Origin of the sequence: Corynebacterium ulceribovis DSM 45146 (assembly GCF_000372445.1) — a bacterium.
In the GTDB taxonomy this organism is placed as follows: Bacteria; Actinomycetota; Actinomycetes; order Mycobacteriales; family Mycobacteriaceae; genus Corynebacterium; species Corynebacterium ulceribovis.
The window spans coordinates 131,656-150,743 of record NZ_AQUY01000004.1 but is presented as its reverse complement, the minus strand read 5'-3'; the positions used below and the strand labels follow the sequence as shown (position 1 = coordinate 150,743).

The following is a 19,088-nucleotide window of genomic DNA, read 5'->3' as shown; positions in this document are numbered from 1 at the left end:
GCTCGACGGGAAGGATTGTGCAAATATTGAGCCATGAATTCTTCCCCCGCCAGCGCTGAGCTTTCCGACGGCATCAACCCGAAGCCGCGGGAAGTGACCCCGGAATACACCATTTCGGAACACGACCGGCTGAGCATCCCGCAGTTCCTCACTGCGGTGCTCCTAGCCACGGTCGGCGGCGGCCTGTTGGCGCTCATCGGCTGGTTCGTCCTGAGCAAAACGAACCTACCGTCCTTTAACTCCTCCTACCTCACACGCTCCGTCACCACCGCCTGCCTGTCCATTTTGGTGCTAGCGGTGTCCGTGGTGCTGTACCACTGGGTGAAAAACCGCCCCGGCCACTCCAAGCTCGCGGAGCTGCTCAGTTATGCGGTGCTCTACCTTGCGCCCGCCGCGATGGTCACCATCGTGTTGGGGATTCCACTATCCGGCACCCGCCTGTATCTCGACGGCATCAGTGTCGACCAAGGTTTCCGCACGCAGATCCTCGGCCGGATGACCTCGGAGTTGTCCCTAGCCGACGTAGCGTATGTCGACCTGCCGTCCTTCTACCCGCTTGGCTGGTTCTTCACCGGCGGCCGGTTTGCGAACCTGCTCGGGCTTTCTGGTTGGGAAGCCTTCCAACCATGGGCAATTGTCAGCCTCGCTATGGCCGCCAGCCTGCTAGTCCCGATTTGGCAGCGCCTGACCGGCTCGCTGCCACTGGCCTCCGCCATCAGCTTGACGACCACCGCCATCATGCTGACCACCAACTCGGAGGAACCGTACGCCGCAATTGTGGCAATGGGCATGCCAGCAGCCGCACTGATCGGTGCCCGCGCACTGTCCGGCAGACGCGTCGCCATCGCGGGTATCACGCTGTACCTTGGCATTTCCGCCACTTTCTACACGCTCTACACCGCAGTTGCTGCGCTAACGGTGGTCGTGGCGGCCGCCGCGGTGGCACTGACCACCCACAGCCTCAAACCACTCATCCGCCTTGTGGTCATCGGCACCGGCGCAGTCCTCATCGCACTGACGGTGTGGTTGCCTTTTGTTCTTAAAGTCCTCTCTGGTGCCCCAACTTCCAACGAAGGCGGCGCCACCCACTTCCTGCCCGAAGGCGGCTCCCAGGTTCCGCTGCCAATGTTCGCCTTCTCGGTGCTCGGCATGCTGTGTCTGCTCGGGTTGATTCACCTGATGGTTCGCATGACCGACTGGGACATCCGCGCTCTCGCCACCGCCCTGATGATGCAGTACTTCTGGGTCATCGCTTCAATGATCTCCACCCTCGGTGGCTCCACGTTGCTTGGCTTCCGCCTGTCGACCCCAATCACCATGACGTTGGCGACCGCCGGTGTCGGCGCTGCCGCTGCGCTGCATTACGTTGATTTTCAAAAATTGTGGCCGGACATTGTGCGCCGTCGCGTCACTAAGCCCATTAATGCCGCGCTCTTGGTGGTACTTTGCCTGGCGGGGCTGGGGTACGTGCAATCCATTCCGTCTCGGATTTCCGGGCCAATCGAGTTGGCGTACACCGACTCTGACGGCAACGGTGAGCGCGCCGACAAGTGGCCAGCCGATGCGGCGGTGTACTACGCCGACATCAATAAGGTCATTGCAGAGGCCGGCCTGCCAGTGACCGACACCGTGGTGCTTACCGACGAATACAACTTCGTCGCATACAACCCCTACCGCACCTACCAAGCGTTCACCAGCCATTATGCCAACCCGCTCGGCGAATACGACGCCCGCAACCTAGCGATTAGAAGCTGGGCAAACCTGAAGACCTCCACCGAGCTTATTGACGCAATGGAAGCTGCCCCGTGGCGGGCACCTGACGTGCTCGTGGTTCGCGGGCAAACCGACCAGCCGGAGCAGCCACTGATGCTGGACCTTGGTGTGGACATTCACCCGAACTATCCAAATGTGCGCTTTGAACGCGTGATGCTGCCGCAGACCTTGTTCGAGGGGCATTGGGATGCCACGCAGGTCGGGCCGTTTGTGGTGTTGGTGCGCAAATAGCCGGGCGGCTTGCCGGGTCTGGATTTAGTGCCAAGTGCTCTAGACTCTTACTTTGTGTCAGCACCAACTCAGAATCTCCAGACTAAGGATGACCAGCCACCGGCGCCGCGACATTTCACTGTCACGAAGCCGCCGCGTTGGCTCACCACCACGGCGATCGTCTCTGGACTCGTCGGGTTTTTGTGCTTCATCCTGTTGCCCATCCTGCCGATCAACCAGACGCAGACTTCCTTCACCTGGCCGCAGGACGGCAAGCTGAATGACGTGTCCGCGCCGCTGACCGCCTACGCGCCACAGGAGTTTGACGCTACTGTGCCGCTGGCGCTGGCGAAGGAGCTGCCGGACGGCCAGTTCACGCTGCTCAGTTCGTTGCCGGATGACTCGGAAGATCCAGCGGAAAACGGTCTGCTGGTGCGCTCGCTCGACGAGGGCGTGACCGTGCTTAGCCGCGGCAAAGTCATCCTCGACATTGACTCCGACACCGCCAAAGGCCTGCCCGATGACGCAGTGCTGACTGTGCACTCGGATGTTGATGGCACCCGCGCGGAAGTTGCTGGGGCGACGAATAAAGATGGGCAGCCGCTAGCTGGCGGCAGCGACGAAGATGTCCGCCCAACCCTCACCGGTATTTTCACTGACCTACCGAAAGATAAGGCCGACAGCGCGATTGCGGACGGCCTGAATGTGCAGGTTGAGATTGACTCGCGCTACACCTCCTCCCCGACGGTGATTAAGTACATCGCCATCTGGCTGGGTCTGCTGATGGTGCTGGTGTCCCTGTGGGCGCTGCACCGCCTCGACCTTCTCGATGGTCGTAAGGCTCGCCGATTCCTGCCACACAACTGGTTCAAGGTGTCGCTGCTCGACGCTGTGGTTGTCGGCATTTTGGCGGTGTGGCACTTCATCGGTGCGAACACTTCCGACGACGGCTACCTGCTCGGCATGGCGCGGGCATCGCACGAATCCGGCTACATGGCGAACTACTACCGCTGGTTCGGTGTGCCAGAGTCACCATTTGGTGCGCCATACTACGACCTGCTGGGCTGGATGACGTACATTTCCACCTCGTCGCTATTCATGCGCCTTCCTGCGCTGATTGCCGGCATTTTGGTGTGGTTCCTGCTGTCGCGGGAAGTCATTCCGCGCCTTGGCCGCGACATCGGCCAGCGCAAGGTGCCGTACTGGACTGCAGCGTTCATCATGCTGGCGTTCTGGCTGCCGTACAACAACGGTCTGCGTCCGGAACCAGTCATTGCGCTCGGCGCCCTGCTGACGTGGGTGTCGATTGAACGCGCCCTAGCCACTGGCCGTCTGCTCCCTGCCGCACTGGCCGTGATCTTCGCGACGATTTCCCTAGGCGCCGGCCCAACCGGCCTGATGGCAATTGCGGCGTTGGTCGCTGGCCTGTCCGGTCTGATTCAGATTGTCGTTCGCCGCTTGGCACACTTCGGTGGCGGCGAGAGTACCGGCACCGCGACAAATACTCGTTTGGTGGCCGCGCAGGTCATGCCATTCTTGCCTGCTGGTACTGCAATCTTGATTGCCGTGTTCGGCGACCAGACACTGCGCACCGTGCTCGAATCGATTCGAGTGCGCGGCCTGATTGGCCCGTCGCTGAGCTGGTACGAAGAACCGCTGCGCTACTACTGGCTGGTGCAGCCAAGTGTGGACGGTTCCTTCACCCGCCGGTTCGCAGTGTTGTTCATGTTCGCCTGCGTCGCCATTGTGCTGATGTCAATTCTGCGGAACGGCCGCGTGCCCGGCACCGCTGCCGGTCCAGCATCGCGCCTGATTTTCGTGGTGTTCGGCACCATGTTCTTCATGCTGTTCACCCCAACGAAGTGGACGCACCACTTCGGTGTTTACGCCGGCATTGCTGCGGCCATTGCTGCGGTTGCGGCGATGGCAGTGGCTGCGGAATCGCTACGTTCGTCGCGCACCCGCACTTTCATTTTCGGCGGGCTGCTCGCACTGTTCAGCTTCTGCCTTATGGGCATTAACGGCTGGTGGTACGTCTCCTCCTACGGTGTGCCATGGTTCGACAAGACCATTCAGCTCAAGGGCATTGAAGCAGGCAACGTCCTCATTGGTGTGTCCCTCCTGGTGCTGTTTGCCGGCGCTATTCAGAGCTTTGTGACGGATGTCCGCGGCGAGAAGCGTGCTAAGCGCTCGCCAAATGTGCAACGTCGTATCGCCGCGATTAGCTCCGCACCAATCGCATTGTTTGCCGGTGCCGTGGTGCTGTTCTCGGTGCTGTCGCTGACCAAGGCCGTGGTGTCGCAGTACCCTGCCTACTCCGTGGGTCTGGGCAACTTGCGGGCAGCCACCGGCAATATCTGCCAGCAGGCAGAGTCGGTGCTGGTGGAAAAGGATGTCAACGAAGGCTTCCTGAAGCCAGTGCAGGGTGAGCTGAAGGATTCGTTGGCAACTGACGGTGCCCGCAACTTGGGTCCGAATAATATTTCCTCGACCCTATGGGCCGAAGGTGTGGGCATTAAGCCTGGCCAGGCGAACACCGAGAATCAGAACTTCGGTGGCCCGAAGATTGCGACCGGTGGTTCTTCCGGTACCCAGGGTGGCCGCTTGAGCGAACCTGGTGTCAATGGTTCCTACGCTGCGTTGCCGTTTGGTTTGGATCCGAAGAAGGTGCCAGTGATGGGTACATTCTTCGCCTCCGACCAGCGTTATGCAGCAGGTAACTCCGAGTGGTTTGAAATGCCGGAGCGTAAGGAAGACTCACCACTGATGGTGATTTCTGCGGCTGGCCGGATCAATTACCACGACATTAACGGTGTGGAGCAGTACGGCCAGAAGCTGGTGGTGGAGTACGGCAAGAAGTCCGATTCGCCAGAAGCCGCCGAAACTGGTGGCTACCAAATCACTGGTTTCTACGAGCCGATGGACATTGGTCCGAAGCCGTCCTGGCGTAACCTGCGTATTCCGATGGATGCCATCCCAGAGGACGTGGACGTGGTGCGGATCCGTGTGGAAGACGCAGACCTGAACCAGGATCAGTGGTTGGCGTACACCCCGCCACGAGTGCCGGAAATGCAGTCCCTCAATGAGTTTGTTGGCTCGGATGAGCCAACGCTGCTGGACTGGGCTGTGAGCTTCCAGTTCCCTTGCCAGCGACCATTTACTCACTTTGGTGGTGTTGCTGAAATTCCGAAGTTCCGAATTGCACCGGACCGAGAACTGAAGGTGTCGTCGACCGATACCTGGCAGTCGCGGAAGTCCGGCGGTCCGCTCGGCTACATCGAGGCGAACACCTATGGTGTGGCAATCCCGAGCTACTTGGAGCACGACTGGGCTCGTGACTGGGGTTCGATTGAGCGTCTGGTGCCACGCACCGATGCCGAAGGCGATGAGGCAACTCCGGCGAAGCTGGATGAGCGCCAAGAAACCCGCTCGGGTCTGTGGACGCCAGGCACCATGCGCGTCTACGAAGAATAGGAGCTCACCGGTGAGCAACTAGCTGCCTGATAGGGGTACGAAAAAGCGGCGGTGGACCTGATTGGTCTGCCGCCGCTTTCGTCTCTGAGCTACTGGTTTGGTTGCTGTCCCCAGCCTGGTGCGCCCACAAATTCTGCGTGGTCCGCCTCAGCAATGACGTTGTCCTCTGCCGCTGTATCCATAGCTCGCGCATCACGCAGAGCCCGGCGCCAAGCCAGCACATACAGTGCCAGCGTTGGCACATACACAGTCAGCGGCCAGGCGATGTGCACGTAGCTGTCCGGTTCCACCGGCCACTGAATATTCCAGGCAAAGTGCAGCCCGAACCCGATCAGCCAGCCCAGTGCAATCCGGCCGAACATTTGGCCGCGGTTGGTAGAAGCTAGCAGCGCATACCCAAAGAGGGCGCCAACAATCCCGGTCCACATGGCGTGCATCCCTGGGCCGAGCAGCATGCGCAGTCCCCACATTTGCGCGCCGCCATAAATGTCAGAAGTTGCGTGCGTGTAGCCGCCCATCCCGCCGTAGAGAATGTTCTCCAGCATTTCGAACCCCAGGCCAATGGAGGTACCCAACAGCAGCCCATGCCATGGCCGATTCCAGATCTGTGGGAATGCCAGCATAATGACGATTACGCCGAGGGCTTTCGCGGTTTCTTCCGGCCACGCTCCCGCGAAGCTGTACACCAGCGGCGTTATGTCCGCCCATTCCATAATCGCTTGCCACGCGGTTGCTGATGGCAGCAAAATCACCATTGTTCCGCCGGAACCCCACGCCATTCCCGCCAGCGCAAGCCACACTGCTTTGGCTTTCTTGTCTGGCCACAGCCGGGTTCGGGCCATCAGCCAGAGCACTACTCCACAAATCAGTGCGGCCAGCGCCACGCCCATCGCAACAACGGGGAGAATTGTTGGCACTTCCATGCCAATCAGGACCAGCGCTACAACTGTTCCAATGACCGTCATCAGCCAAAACAGCAGCAGAAATAGCTTATTTGGTTGCCGCTCTTGCACTAGCTCGGCCTGCACTACTTCGGTCTGCATTAGTCCTCCTCCAGTCGCGCGTTAGCAATCAGCAAACTCTCGTGCGAGTTCAGGTCCATCGGATCACCGGACTGCAGCGTCGCGGTGACCACGGAGCCGGGCTTGTCAGTGCGGATAAAGCCCATCACCACGGTGTCTTCTGATTCCATCCCGAACCCGCCAGCCGATGGAATAACTTCGCTGACCAGTACCTTCAGTCGGTCATCGCCGGGTACATCCCGCTGCTCAAATTCAACATCGTCATAGGCATTGTTGTGGGTCAGCGCCCGCAATGTCCGTCGCAGCACAAGTTCGTTGTCCTGCTCGTCAAAGCCTTCGCGCCAATCCGTCAAAAAGCTCCATTTTTCGGTCGGTTTCCCACCGGCGCAGTGCACTCGGCGGTCTTGCAGTACTTCGCCGAGCTGGGTGTAGCACTCATAGCCGGCGTCGCCGAGGTCAACGGAAACAGTCCATCCCGCCGCGATGCCACCGAGCACCGCGACGGAACTTTTGTCAGATTTCGGTTCTTCGGTGTTCACACCCAGCGCATTTTGCAGTGCGTTTGGCCCCAGCAGCATCGCTACGGCCACCGCAACAGTCAGCAAAAAAGCTGGCCACGGCGATTTCTTGGCCTTGCTAGGTTGTTGTATTTGCATAGCCACGACAATACTTACGTTTCCGTCACTAGGCTGTTTGGTATGACTTCCTCGTTAGCTGCAGCCCTGAATCAACCCGCCGCCAAGGATGACCTCTTTCGCGCCGTGAATGGCCGCTGGATTGCCACCCACCGCATTCCTGCTGACCGCGCCGTCGATGGTGCGTTTTATGCCCTGCGCGATGCTGCCGAACTGGCGGTCCGCAAACTCATCGAATCGGCGGGCCCAGAGACCCGCGTCGGCAAGCTCTATGGCTCTTTCATGGACACCGACCGCATTGAGGCCGCTGGAATCAATGTGCTTATTGACGATGTTCAGGCGCTCAGTGACCTTAATGCGGACAGTTTCGCGGAGGTGCTTGGTCGGTTGGACCGCGTCGGGGTGTCTGGCGCGGCGGCGTACTACATTACGAAGGCATCAGACAGTGAGCTAGAGACGCTCTACCTGCTGCAAAGCGGTCTTGGGCTGCCCGATGAGGCGTACTACCGCGAGGAAGCGCATGCGGAAACCGTGCAGAAGTACCGGTCGCATGTGCGCCGGATGCTCACCCATTTTCTTGCGGCTGGCGGCGAGAACATGTTCGCGCTGGGCACCGATGTTGGTGATGCGGCGCAGCGGATTGTGGCGTTGGAGACGAAGCTAGCACACGGCCACTGGGATGTGGTGGCTAGCCGCGATGCGATGCGCACCTACAACCCGACCGATGTCGCGGACCTGCCGGATGGTTTTGATTGGGCTGGTTGGCTGGCGGCCGCCGGTGTCGCTACTGAGCGCATTGTCGTGATGCAGCCGTCCTTCCTGCAGCATTTCGCGCAGCTGGTGCAAGACGTGCCGATGGACGATTGGCGACTGTGGGCGCTGTGGCGGGTGCTGCAGGCGCGCGCCGCCTACTTGCCGGATGTGTTTGTGCAGGAGAATTTCGCGTTCAATGGCAAGGTGCTGTCCGGCCAGGAGGAGCTGAAGCCGCGGTGGAAGCGCGCCGTGGCGCTGTGCGAGGGCCTGATTGGTCAGGACATTGGGCAGGCGTATGTGGAGCGGCACTTCCCGCCGGAAGCGAAGTCGCAGATTGATGAGCTGGTCAGCTACCTGATTGATGCCTACCGCGAGCGCATCACGAAGCTGCCGTGGATGACGGATGAGACCCGTGGCCGCGCGCTGGAGAAGCTGGGCCAGTTCCGGGCGAAAATCGGTTACCCGGATAAGTGGATTGACTACTCCACTTTGCAGCTTAGCGACGATTTGTTGGCAAATGTCCGGGCTGGCAACGCTTTTGAGCATGACCGTCAGGTGCGCAAGCTGGGCAAGCCCACTGACCGTGATGAGTGGTTCGCCACCCCGCAGACCGTCAACGCGTTCTACAACCCGACCGTCAATGACATCACTTTCCCAGCGGCCATTCTGCAGTACCCATTCTTCGACCCGAACGCGGACATGGCGTGGAATTTCGGCGCGATTGGCGCGGTCATTGGCCACGAAATTGGGCATGGTTTCGATGACCAGGGTTCCCACTATGACGGTGCCGGCAACCTGAACGACTGGTGGTCGGAGGAAGACCGTAAGGCGTTTACCGAGCTCACCGATGGTTTGGTCGCGCAATACGAAGGTCTGGTGCCCGCGGTACTTGCGGCGCAGGACCGCACCGATGGTGTCAACGGCAAGTTCACCTTGGGTGAAAACATTGGTGACCTCGGCGGGCTCGGCATTGCCGTGGTTGCTTATCGACGTTGGCTCGCGGCGAACGGTAAGACTTTCGCGGACACGAAGATCATTGACGAGCCTGGCTTCGGGCCAACCAATGGACTGCAGCGATTCTTCCTGTCGTGGGCGCGGGTGTGGCGTACAACAATTCGCCCAGAAATGGCGCTGCAGTACCTGTCGATTGACCCGCACTCGCCAGCGGAATTCCGCTGCAATGTTGTGGCATCGAATGTGGCTGAGTTTTATGAGGCTTTCGATGTTGCCGAAGGCGACGGGATGTGGCTGGCACCAGAAGACCGTGTGGTCATCTGGTAGTTAGTTCACGCCGAACACATCACGGGAGTAGAGCTTGTCGGACACGTCGGCAAGCTCATCGGTGGCGCGGTTGCACAGAATCAGGTCAGCTTCCGCCTTGAACTCTTCAAGGTCCTTCACCACACGGTCCCGGAGGAATTCCTCACCGTCCAGCAGCGGTTCGTAAATAATCATTTCGGCGCCGGTGGCTCGCAGACGTGCCATCACCCCTTGGATGGAGGAAGAGCGGAAGTTATCTGACCCGGATTTCATAGCCAGGCGGTACACACCGATGACCTTCGGCTGACGGCGCAGCACATCCTTTGCAATAACATCCATGCGACGCTCATTGGATTCGACAACGGCGCCCATGATGGACTGCGGGATTTTCTCGTAGTTTGCCAGCAGCTGCTTGGAGTCTTTCGGCAGGCAGTAGCCGCCGTAACCAAAGCTTGGGTTGTTGTAGTGGTCGCCAATCCGCGGATCTAGCGACACACCGTCAATAATTTCGCGGGTGTTCAGTCCGCGCTGCATGGCGAAAGTGTCCAGCTCATTGAAGAAGGACACGCGTAGTGCCAAGTACGTGTTTGAGAAGAGTTTAATCGCCTCAGCCTCGGTGCTTCCGGTAATCAGTACCTGGGTGTCGTCATCAAGCGACGCTTCCTTCAGCAACCCACCAAACTCGGTCGCCAACTCCTGCGGGCCGGACACAATGATTCGGCTCGGGTGCAAGTTATCGTGCAGCGCGCGGCCTTCGCGGAGGAACTCTGGGCTGAATAGGATGGTCAGGCCAGGGAACTTTTGGGAAGTCTCGCCGGTGTAGCCGACAGGGACAGTCGACTTGATGACAACTGCAACTTCCGGGGCGTGTGCTGCGATTTCAGCCAGAACTGCCTCGACGGTGCTGGTGTCGAAGTAGTTGGTCTCTTCGTCGTAGTTCGTTGGGGTCGCAATCACCGCGAACTTTGCGCCCGCCAGGGCTGCCGCCAGGTCAGTGGTGGCCGTCAGATCGAGGTCCTTTTCGGCGAGGAACTGCTCGATCTCGGTGTCCTGGATGGGCGAGCGCTTGGAGTTGACCAGGTCAACACGATTCTGGTCAATATCTACAGCGGTGACCGTGTGACGCTGCGCGAAGAGGACTGCAGATGCAAGTCCGACGTAGCCAAGGCCGACAACGACAATTTTCATGCGCTTCGGATGCCTTTCCAGGGTTGGTAGCGAGTTTTGCCTAATGCCCAAATCTTACCGACCCAGCGAAAAGTGGCATGTCGAACGAAAAATGACCTCCAGTTTTAAGTCTTAAGGCATAGACACCACTTGTCTACATGGATAGACTTTGAGTGTGACAAAGCATAGAGACCTGCTCAAGGTTCAGTAAAAATGTCTACATACACAGCTGCAGCAGAACGTTCTGAGGGCTGGTGGGGCGTCCACCTCGTGGAAGAGCCTGGGCTATATACGCAAACTCGACGTCTGGACCAAATTCCAAAGATGGTTCGAGATGCATTAAAGCTCTTTCCCGAATTGGAAACAGACCCTGATCAAGCAGAAATCATTGTCCGAGTGTTGGGTGATATCGAATCCCAAGCACGATTGGCCCGAGAGAGGATGGAACAAGCCAAGGCGGAACAAGAAGAAGCGATGGCACTAATGCGTCGCACCGCTCGATCACTGCACCAGAAAGGGCTTTCTTTCCGTGACGTCGGCGAGCTCCTAGGGGTATCCCACCAGCGCGCCCAACAACTCGCCGCGTCCTAAACGCCTACATGAACTCAGCACCGAAGACGGAATCAGATTCGCGGATCGGTTCCGTTTCCACGAATGGTTCCACTTCAGTCAGGGTCACTAGCGCGCCGGTCGGGTCAGTGACAATGCACATCCGGCCAAATTCGCTATCCCATGGTTCTCGCACCACTGTCCCACCGAGCTCTGGCACTTGTGCGACTGCCTGGTCGAGGTTTTCTACGCCGAGGTACACCGCCCAGAACGACTGGGTTTCCGCCGCTTCATCCTGGTCGACCCCAGCACCGTCGGCTTTCCACAGGCCAGCAAACGGTGCGCCCATATGCATCGCGGTGGAGTAAGTGAACTCATCGGTCTGCGACATGGTGGCAATTGTCCACTCGAAAAGCTCATGGTAGAAGTCAATGACCTCGGTGTAGTTGCGGTTGGCAGTCAGCTCGAACCACACTGGCACGCCTGGTTCACCAGCACCGAAAAACGCCTCACCAACCGGCTGCAACAGGCCAACTTTCGCACCAGCCGGATCAACAAATAGCGCCATGGTGCCACGCTGCCCCACATCCGTTGGTTCGGTCAGCCCAGTTGCGCCCAGTTCCAGAGCCTTGGCGTAATCGCGCTGCACATCATCGGAACAAAAGAGCAGCTGCCATTGCGCTTTCTCATCGCGGCCCGCTGGCTCCTGTCCGTCACTAAGCGGAAGGTCCACAATGCCGGCCACTGGAAGCCCATCCTTGGTGGCCTGCCTAAAGCCCGGCACCTGTGTGTTGACCTGCCAGCCGAGCAGTGCCTTGTAGAACTTGATGGCGGCGCGGGGCTGCGTGGTGGACAGGTCCATCCAGTACGGCATGCCGGATTCGGCGAGAATTGCGGGCATTACATATTCCTCCACTTTTCGGGATCGAAGTCATCATTCGCGGTGGCTTCGTCAAAGAAGTCATCATCGTCGCCGTCGGCGCCATCACCAGTGTCAGCGCTGGCGGTGGACACCACGCGGGCGCTAGTACCAGCAACCGTCACCACATCACCGTGGTTCAGGCGGCGGCCCCGGCGAGTATCCGGCGTGCCATTGACCGACACGGCGCCCTCGGCAATGAGCTCCTTGCCCATGCCACCGGATTCGACCAAGTTGGCCAGTTTAATAAACTGCCCAAGGCGAATCTGCTCATCGCGAATCGAGACATCGAATGCTTCCATGGCTGCCATCCTACGTTGCACGGCCGCCAGCCCGACACGCTGACCGGCGCGGTCGTTTGACACTCTATTCTGTCCGTTGGATATTTATTAGTTATGTACAGCAGCACTGACTTCAATGCGAAGCCTTCGTTCAGCACGCCCGTCCAACCGGCCGCGCGTTGCCTGCACCAGCTGCGAATCCGGGAAAACCTGACCCGCCCGGAACTTGCCGAAGACACTAACCTGTCGCAGGCAACCGTCACCCGGCAAATTACCGCACTCATCGCCGCAGGCCTTATCCGTGAACGCACCGACTTGGCTGTTTCCGGTACCGCAGGCCGGCCACGCATCCCCCTAGAACTCGCACCATCGCCGTGGATGCACGCGGGCATTCATCTTGGTCTTACCACCTCTCGCGTGGCGCTGGTCGACACCCACGGCCGCATCATCCGCGAAGTTTCACTCGAAATTAAAGTCCGCGGCGCTGACCCACAAGATGTCCTAGAAAAGCTCATCGCCCGAGTGCATCTGCTGCGTAACGGCCTGCCGCTGCCACTGCGCACCGTCGGCATCGCCCTGCCCGGCCAAAGCCGCGAAACCGACGACGGCGTTGTAGTTGACTCCCAGCTATTCGACTGGATTGCGGTACCAGTGGAAAAGATACTTAATGACGAATTGGGGGTGCCCGCGACCATTGCCCCAAACGTCGCCGCGATGGCGGCATCGGAGCTATTCGCCACCCCGCTAAAACCAGGTCACAACCATGATGAAACTGCGGCGCTGTACTTCTACGGCCGCGAACAAATTGGTGTGGCTCTGATTATTTCTGGTGCGGTGCATCTGCCGGTCGGCGGCGACGGTTCCATTGGTCACCTGGAGGCCGCAAAGTCAGATTTGCTCGGCAGTCCAAAGCACACTTCGCTGCAGGAAACCGCCGGAGAAACCGCGGTGTTGGCGGCGGCGCGACGGGCTGGCATCACCGTGGAGAAAATTACCCACTTGGTCAAGTTGGGTGCATCAAATCCTGTAGCCCGGGAAATCCTCAATGAACGGGCCCGAGTGCTCGGCGAAGCTATTGTCCAGGCGGCCGATATTGTCGACCCACACCATGTAGTTTTGGCTGGTAAAGCCTTTACCCAGGACCCAGCGGGCCTGCATATGGTCGCGCGAACGGTGGAACTCGGGTCGATTGTGCACCGCGATTTGCGAGTGTCGCAAACCCATGGCGGTGTCACTTTAGAGGCATGTCGAGCCGTGGCAATGGATGCCCTATATTCCGACCCGCTGATGGTGGCCGGTTTGCAGCCGCTCTAGTAATGGAGTCACACTGGTAGTGACCTGGTTGGGAGCGGAGGGAAAGGCGGCAATTCGACGTGTCCGAACAGTCGCACAATAAACACTCTGCGGAACACGCAGATGAATTCGATTTCACACTACATGGGCACCATTCGCAGGAGCCACGCAAACGTGACAGTGGCCTGAAACGGCTGGAATCCCATGCTCCACCTCGACCGCCCGTCAAAAGCACCCTTGTTATGACTTTGGCCGTGACCACTTGTTTACTCGCCGTCACTGGAATTGGTCTTTTTGCCGAGTATCCCCTATTGCTGCCGTCGCTAGCGGCATCCACTGGATTGATTCTCGGCGCACCCGATACGCCCTTGGGCCAGCCACGCAACGTGATCCTTGGTCACACCGTCTCAGCGGTAATCGGCTTAGCATTGGGCTTGATGTTCGGCGCACATCCCGTGGCCGCTGCAGTCGCCGCAGGCCTGGCTTTCGGTGCCATGTTGCTGTTCCGAGCGGCCCACACACCAGGTGTGGCCACCGCATTGGTGGCATGCCTGACTGGTCCAGAGGAGCCAGCAACGTTTATGGTGATGTTGCTGTTCGCCTCACTGGTGCTGATTGCCATGGGCTGGCTGTGGCACAAGGCGCTGCACACTCATTACCCCGTGTACTGGTGGTAGCTGGCTACTTCACAATCCGGTACACACCTGGCTCCCCAACTCCGGCGTCGCGCAGCATAGGCACGTCCGTCAGGGCGTCTGGAACCCCGAAAGCGTCAACAAGCACATCGGACCACGGCGCGAGGGAGTCGACGAGGTCATTGACGGCGGCGCGGGCGGATTTGATGCGGGTACCACCGAGCATGTTTTGTTCCTGGAACCAGCTGCCGTGCTCGGTGATGATGGACAGTGCCAGTACCTGCCGGACCTGCTCAAACACCCGCTTTGCCATGCCATCTTCCAGGGTGTCCTCCGCCGCAATGATGCTACTGAGCAGCAGCACGTCAATGCTTGCCCACGCCAGCGCCACCATGTGGTCTTGGGTACGGTCAACAATTCTCACAGCCTCGTCCGGCTTCGTTTTCTGCGCTTTCTTCGCCACCCGCAGGCGGTTTGCCAGCGACTTCACCAGCGAATCCTGCCGTGCTTCCAGCAGCTTCACCTGGTAGCCAGGGTGGAAAAGGTCCTTAATATCGCGGTCGGAAACGCTGTCGACCAGGTTCTGTACCTGCGCACCGACACCAATGCGGCGCCGCAGCACATCACCGACGTTTTCGAAACCAAACCGCAGCATATCCAGCGGCTGCAGACCCCCAACCCCGCGGGCGAACACAGTGAGGTTTTCCTTCGCCACCAACTGCAGCAGCACCGTATTGTCGCCTTCAAACGTGGTGAACACATCGGTGTTTTCTTTGTGGTTAGTCAGCAGGTTTTCTTCCATATACCCGGCGCCGCCACACGCCTCACGGCACTGCTGAATCGTGGTCGTGGCATGGGCGCTACCAGCAACTTTCACCGCCGCAGCCATCGCTTCGAGCTGCCGCTGTTTCATGTCCTGGTCTTCAGTTGGCTTCGAAATATCCCACGAACCGTCGGCAATCTGCTGCGTGTGGTCGTGAATATCCGCCACCACCTGGTTCTGCGCCAGCGCCAGCGCATAGCTGCGGGCCAGCGGCACCAGCAGCCGCAGCCGGTGGGTGCGGTGTTGCATAAGGTATTTTTCGTTCCCCGGCATGCCTTCAAATTGGCGGCGTCGGTTGGCGTAGCGGATAGCAATGCTTAATGACGTTCTGGTGGCAGCTCCAGCAGCAGCGCCAACGCTAATCCGGCCGCGGACCAGCGTGCTCAGCATGGTGAAGAAGCGACGGTTTTTGCTCTCAATTGGCGAGCTGTAGCTGCCATCGGCGGCAACGTCACCGAAGCGGTTGAGCAGGTTTTCCCGTGGCACTCGGACGTGGTCAAACATGAGGGTGCCATTGTCGACACCCGGCAGGCCACCCTTATGGCCGTGGTCGCCGATGGTCACGCCCGGCATCGGGTTGCCGGCATCGTCACGGATTGGCACCAAAATGCAGTGCACCCCATGTGATTCTTCTTCCCCGGGGGTGTACAGCTGCGCGAAGACTGCGGCCATGGTGCCGTCTTTCGCGGCGTTGCCAATGTACGTTTTCTGGGCAGCTAGCGATGGTGAGTGCACCACGAACTCTTCAGCATCAGCGTCGTAGGTCATGGTGGTGAGCAGGTTCTGCACGTCAGAGCCGTGACCGCGTTCGGTCATGGCGAAGCAGCCGAGCAGTTCCAGTTCCATTGCCTGGCGGGCGTGTTCCATGTGGCGGTCGGTGCCGAGGTTGTCGATGGCGCCGCCGAAAAGCCCCCATTGCACACCGGATTTCACCATGACAGACAGGTCGCCGTGGCCAAGCATTTCGAAGGCAGTCAGGGTGCTGCCAGCATCGCCGGTGCCGCCTGCTGCGGTGGAGAAGGAGCCGCGGGGCATGCCGGAATCTGCCAGGAGCTGCAGCATAGGCAGGATATCGGCGCGAGCTTGCTCGATGGTTTTGGTGTGGTCTGGACGAAAGCGCGGGTCATCGAGGAACGCGCGCATCTCGGCGCGGGTGTCTTTCCAGCGGCCGTCGAGGAGGTCACGGATGGTGGTGGCGACGTCGTCGCGCTGCTCGGCGGTCATTTCCGTCGGCAGCGTCGGTGGCGCTAGCGGGTCGGGACCCGGGGTGGCCGCAGCGTCCGGTTGAGTGAGAGTCAGCTTAACATCGTTATCCATTGTGTCTTGCGTCACTCTATTTTTAGTCATACCGGCATCCTAGCGAGCTTTCGGCGCCGCGGAGACTTGATCCGTCGGCGTTACCAAAATGGAATCCAGATTGACGTGCGCTGGCCGCGTCGCCACAAACGAAATGATGTCGGCAATATCCGATGCCTGCAGCGACTGCACGCCCGCGTACACTGCCTCCGCCTTCTCTTCGTCTCCGTCAAAACGCACCAATGAGAAGTCGGTGTGCACCCGGCCCGGGTCGATTTCGCAGACCCGCACCCCAAACTCCGCAACTTCCTTCCGCATCACTTCAGTCGCCGCGCGCTCCGCGTGCTTGGCCGCGTTATAACCGGCCCCACCTGGGTAGACCTGGCGGGAAGCAATCGACCCGATGACAATAACCTGGCCGCGGGCCCCCTCTGCTTCCGCCAACTTCGGCAGGAAAGCTTTGGTCATCCGGACCATGCCAATGACATTCACGTCATACATCCATTGCCATTTATCCAGGTCAGCATCTGGCAGCGGTTCCATCCCCTTGGCACCGCCCGCATTATTCACCAGCAGATCGCAGCGCGGCACCTGCGCGGCGAACGCATCAACGCTGTCTTGGTTGGTGACATCCAGTTCAATGGCGGTGGCATGCTCCCCGATTCCAGCGGCGACTGCTTTGAGTTTGTCGGCGCGACGAGCCCCCAGCACCACATCAAAACCAGCGTCAGCCAGGGATTTGGCTGCTGCGGCACCAATGCCAGACGATGCACCAGTAACAACTGCAACGGGACGGGAATTCATATTTGCTCCTTTGGCGGCCGAAAACGTTCTTCTCTTTCCAGTATGCCGACTTTCCGGGCGGCATTCCCCCAGATGCCATTCTGATAAAAACAGCCACATTCCCCAGAGAAATTAGCGACAATGCGACTATGACCCACTTCCCGCACCTGTTCTCCCCCATCACCGTCGGCACCGTCGAATTGCCAAACCGGCTGGTTATGGGCTCGATGCACACTGGTTTCGAGGAGCATCTCGCCGCCATCCCAGCGATGACCGCCTACTTCGTTGAGCGTGCCAAAGGCGGCACCGCGCTCATGGTCACCGGCGGGTTCTCCCCCACCGAATCCGGTCGCCTGATGCCCTTTGGCGGCGAGTTCACCCCAGAATTCGCCGAGGCCCACCAGCCCATGACTGCCGCGGTGCATGACGCGGGCGGTCGCATCCTGCTGCAACTATTGCATTCGGGTCGCTACGGCTACCACGCAGATGTGGTCTCCTGCTCCGCTACACACGCCCCGATTGCCCCGCACCCAGCCCGCGAACTCACTGACACCGAAATCCGCGAGCTCATCGACCACTACGCCGAAGCCGCGCGGCTTGCCACCGAAGTTGCTGGTTACGACGGTGTGGAAATCATGGGTTCGGAAGGCTACCTGCTGAACCAGTTCCTCGCGGCCCGCACGAATCTGCGCGACGATGACTGGGGTGGCGATGCCGAGCGCCGCCGCGCTTTCCCACTGGCGGTTGCCCGCGCGGTACGAGCAGCTATTGGTCCTGACAAAATCTTCAGCTTCCGCATTTCGATGGTTGACCTCGTCGAAGACGGCCAAACCTGGGAGGAAGTCGCCACCTTCGCCCGCGAACTCGAGGCCGCCGGCGTCGACGTATTCATGTCCGGCATCGGCTGGCACGAAGCACGCGTCCCCACCATCGTCACCTCGGTCCCCAACGCCGCCTGGACCAGCTACGCCCAGCGGCTGCGCAAAGAAGTGTCGGTGCCGGTCATTGCCTCAAACCGGATCAACACCCCACAGATCGCCGAAAATTTGCTTATTGACGGACATGCCGACCTCATTTCGATGGCCCGCCCATTCCTGGCAGATCCGGCCTTCGTGCAGAAAGCCAAGGAAGGGCGCGCCGCAGAGATCAATCACTGCATCAGTTGTAACCAGGCGTGCCTAGACCGGACGTTCAGCATGCAGATTGTGTCGTGCCTGGTGAACCCCCGGGCTGGTCGGGAATTGGAGTTGCAGCTCACGCCGGTGAGCGCGGCTACTGATGCGGTCACCGATGGAGCTGCTGCTACTGGTCAGCGCATTGGGGTGATTGGCGCCGGTGTTGCCGGGCTGGCATTTGCAGAAGCTGCCGCAACTCGCGGTCTGAAGGTCGAAGTGTTTGAAGCTGCTGCGGAGGTTGGCGGTCAGTTCCGGCTCGCCGCAGCTATTCCAGGCAAGGAAGATTACGCCGGTTCCCTGCGCTACTTCAGTGCTCAACTGGACACACTCGGTGTGCCAGTGCACACCAGCAGCCGGGTTAGTGCGGACGCACTCCTCGAACAGGGCTTTGACCAGGTGGTTGTGGCTACCGGTGTCGTGCCGCGTATCCCAGACATTGAGGGTATTAACCACCCGAAGGTGATGAACTACCAGGAACTACTGTCTGGCGAACAGGAAGCCGGACAAGTCGTGGCGGTACTCGGTGCGGGCGGCATCGGCGTGGATGTTTCAGAGTTTTTGACCCGGGAGCCGAATACGCCACTGCCGGAATGGTTCGCGGACTGGGGTGTGGTCGGTAACGACAAATCTCCTGGCGGCCTTGGCGAACCGGCGGCGTTCCAGCCACTGCGCGAAGTGCACCTTTTCCAGCGTAAAACTTCCCGCATTGGCAAAGGTCTCGGGGCCACTACTGGATGGGTGCACCGCGCCGAACTTAAGCGCGCCAATGTGCATGGTCACACCGGTGTGGCATACCAACGGATTGATGACGACGGTCTGCATTACTCCGATGAGAGCGGAGATCACGTGCTTGCCTGCGACAGTGTCGTGATTTGCACCGGTCAAGAGTCCAACACCCTCGCGGTCGGCGACACTCCTGCCAACGCGGCTGGGGATACTGCCGCACGGGTACATGTCATTGGTGGCGCTGATGTGGCCGCCGAACTAGACGCCGAACGAGCGATCCGGCAGGCAGTCGAGCTGGCAGCGCAACTCTAGAC

At 59.7% G+C, this 19,088-nt stretch carries 14 protein-coding genes; 7 read left to right on the top strand and 7 right to left on the bottom strand.

Translation table 11 applies throughout. The features are described 5' to 3' along the window. Window positions 1-33: 33 nt before the first annotated feature. Both A3EC_RS0110510 and A3EC_RS0110505 read left to right on the top strand, forming a co-directional pair. Window positions 34-2,004: a galactan 5-O-arabinofuranosyltransferase gene (locus tag A3EC_RS0110510; protein ID WP_018025149.1), complete on the top strand. Its 1,971-nt coding sequence runs from the start codon at window positions 34-36 to the stop codon at window positions 2,002-2,004. A 54-nt stretch (window positions 2,005-2,058) separates the two neighbouring features. Next, window positions 2,059-5,457, top strand: a complete 3,399-nt coding sequence (locus A3EC_RS0110505) for an arabinosyltransferase domain-containing protein (protein ID WP_018025148.1) — start codon at window positions 2,059-2,061, stop codon at window positions 5,455-5,457. 89 nt (window positions 5,458-5,546) lie between these two features. Here the strand turns inward: A3EC_RS0110505 and A3EC_RS12610 are convergent, their stop codons facing one another. Further along, window positions 5,547-6,500 carry a PrsW family intramembrane metalloprotease gene (locus A3EC_RS12610; protein WP_018025147.1) on the bottom strand — a complete coding sequence of 318 codons (954 nt, stop codon included), beginning with the start codon at window positions 6,498-6,500 and terminating at the stop codon, window positions 5,547-5,549. Next, window positions 6,500-7,135: a hypothetical protein gene (locus A3EC_RS0110495; protein WP_018025146.1), complete on the bottom strand. Its 636-nt coding sequence runs from the start codon at window positions 7,133-7,135 to the stop codon at window positions 6,500-6,502. Before A3EC_RS0110495 ends, A3EC_RS12610 begins: the two co-directional genes overlap by 1 nt. A 42-nt stretch (window positions 7,136-7,177) precedes the next feature. Here A3EC_RS0110495 and A3EC_RS0110490 point away from each other — a divergent pair, with 42 nt between their 5' ends. Beyond that, the gene (locus A3EC_RS0110490) at window positions 7,178-9,148 is read left to right on the top strand and encodes a M13 family metallopeptidase (protein WP_018025145.1); all 1,971 of its coding nucleotides are present in this window, start codon (window positions 7,178-7,180) and stop codon (window positions 9,146-9,148) included. Here A3EC_RS0110490 and A3EC_RS0110485 read toward each other — a convergent pair whose 3' ends face one another. Beyond that, window positions 9,149-10,315 carry a nucleotide sugar dehydrogenase gene (locus A3EC_RS0110485; RefSeq protein ID WP_018025144.1) on the bottom strand — a complete coding sequence of 389 codons (1,167 nt, stop codon included), beginning with the start codon at window positions 10,313-10,315 and terminating at the stop codon, window positions 9,149-9,151. 192 nt (window positions 10,316-10,507) lie between these two features. On the opposite strand from A3EC_RS0110485, the gene A3EC_RS0110480 reads away from it, so the two are divergent. Beyond that, complete coding sequence (locus A3EC_RS0110480; protein WP_018025143.1) at window positions 10,508-10,885, top strand: hypothetical protein; 378 nt, start codon at window positions 10,508-10,510, stop codon at window positions 10,883-10,885. Window positions 10,886-10,889: 4 nt separating this feature from the next. Here the strand turns inward: A3EC_RS0110480 and A3EC_RS0110475 are convergent, their stop codons facing one another. Next, window positions 10,890-11,744: a VOC family protein gene (locus tag A3EC_RS0110475; RefSeq protein WP_018025142.1), complete on the bottom strand. Its 855-nt coding sequence runs from the start codon at window positions 11,742-11,744 to the stop codon at window positions 10,890-10,892. After that, window positions 11,744-12,064 carry an RNA-binding S4 domain-containing protein gene (locus A3EC_RS0110470; RefSeq protein WP_018025141.1) on the bottom strand — a complete coding sequence of 107 codons (321 nt, stop codon included), beginning with the start codon at window positions 12,062-12,064 and terminating at the stop codon, window positions 11,744-11,746. Before A3EC_RS0110470 ends, A3EC_RS0110475 begins: the two co-directional genes overlap by 1 nt. A gap of 93 nt (window positions 12,065-12,157) precedes the next feature. Between A3EC_RS0110470 and A3EC_RS0110465 the strand changes: the two genes are divergently transcribed. After that, entirely contained in the window at window positions 12,158-13,357 is a 1,200-nt protein-coding gene (locus tag A3EC_RS0110465) for an ROK family transcriptional regulator (protein WP_018025140.1), read from the top strand. A gap of 59 nt (window positions 13,358-13,416) precedes the next feature. Beyond that, window positions 13,417-14,013, top strand: a complete 597-nt coding sequence (locus A3EC_RS0110460) for an HPP family protein (RefSeq protein WP_018025139.1) — start codon at window positions 13,417-13,419, stop codon at window positions 14,011-14,013. Window positions 14,014-14,017: 4 nt separating this feature from the next. On the opposite strand, the gene A3EC_RS0110455 is transcribed toward A3EC_RS0110460, so the two are convergent. Further along, window positions 14,018-16,141 carry an acyl-CoA dehydrogenase family protein gene (locus A3EC_RS0110455; RefSeq protein ID WP_245532987.1) on the bottom strand — a complete coding sequence of 708 codons (2,124 nt, stop codon included), beginning with the start codon at window positions 16,139-16,141 and terminating at the stop codon, window positions 14,018-14,020. Window positions 16,142-16,150: 9 nt separating this feature from the next. Then, a complete protein-coding gene (locus A3EC_RS0110450; RefSeq protein WP_018025137.1) occupies window positions 16,151-16,894 on the bottom strand; it encodes an SDR family oxidoreductase in 744 nt (247 codons plus the stop codon). Between the two features lie 128 nt (window positions 16,895-17,022). Here A3EC_RS0110450 and A3EC_RS0110445 point away from each other — a divergent pair, with 128 nt between their 5' ends. Beyond that, window positions 17,023-19,086, top strand: coding sequence for an NADPH-dependent 2,4-dienoyl-CoA reductase (locus A3EC_RS0110445; RefSeq protein WP_018025136.1), 2,064 nt, complete (start codon window positions 17,023-17,025; stop codon window positions 19,084-19,086). The last annotated feature ends 2 nt before the right edge of the window (window positions 19,087-19,088 follow it).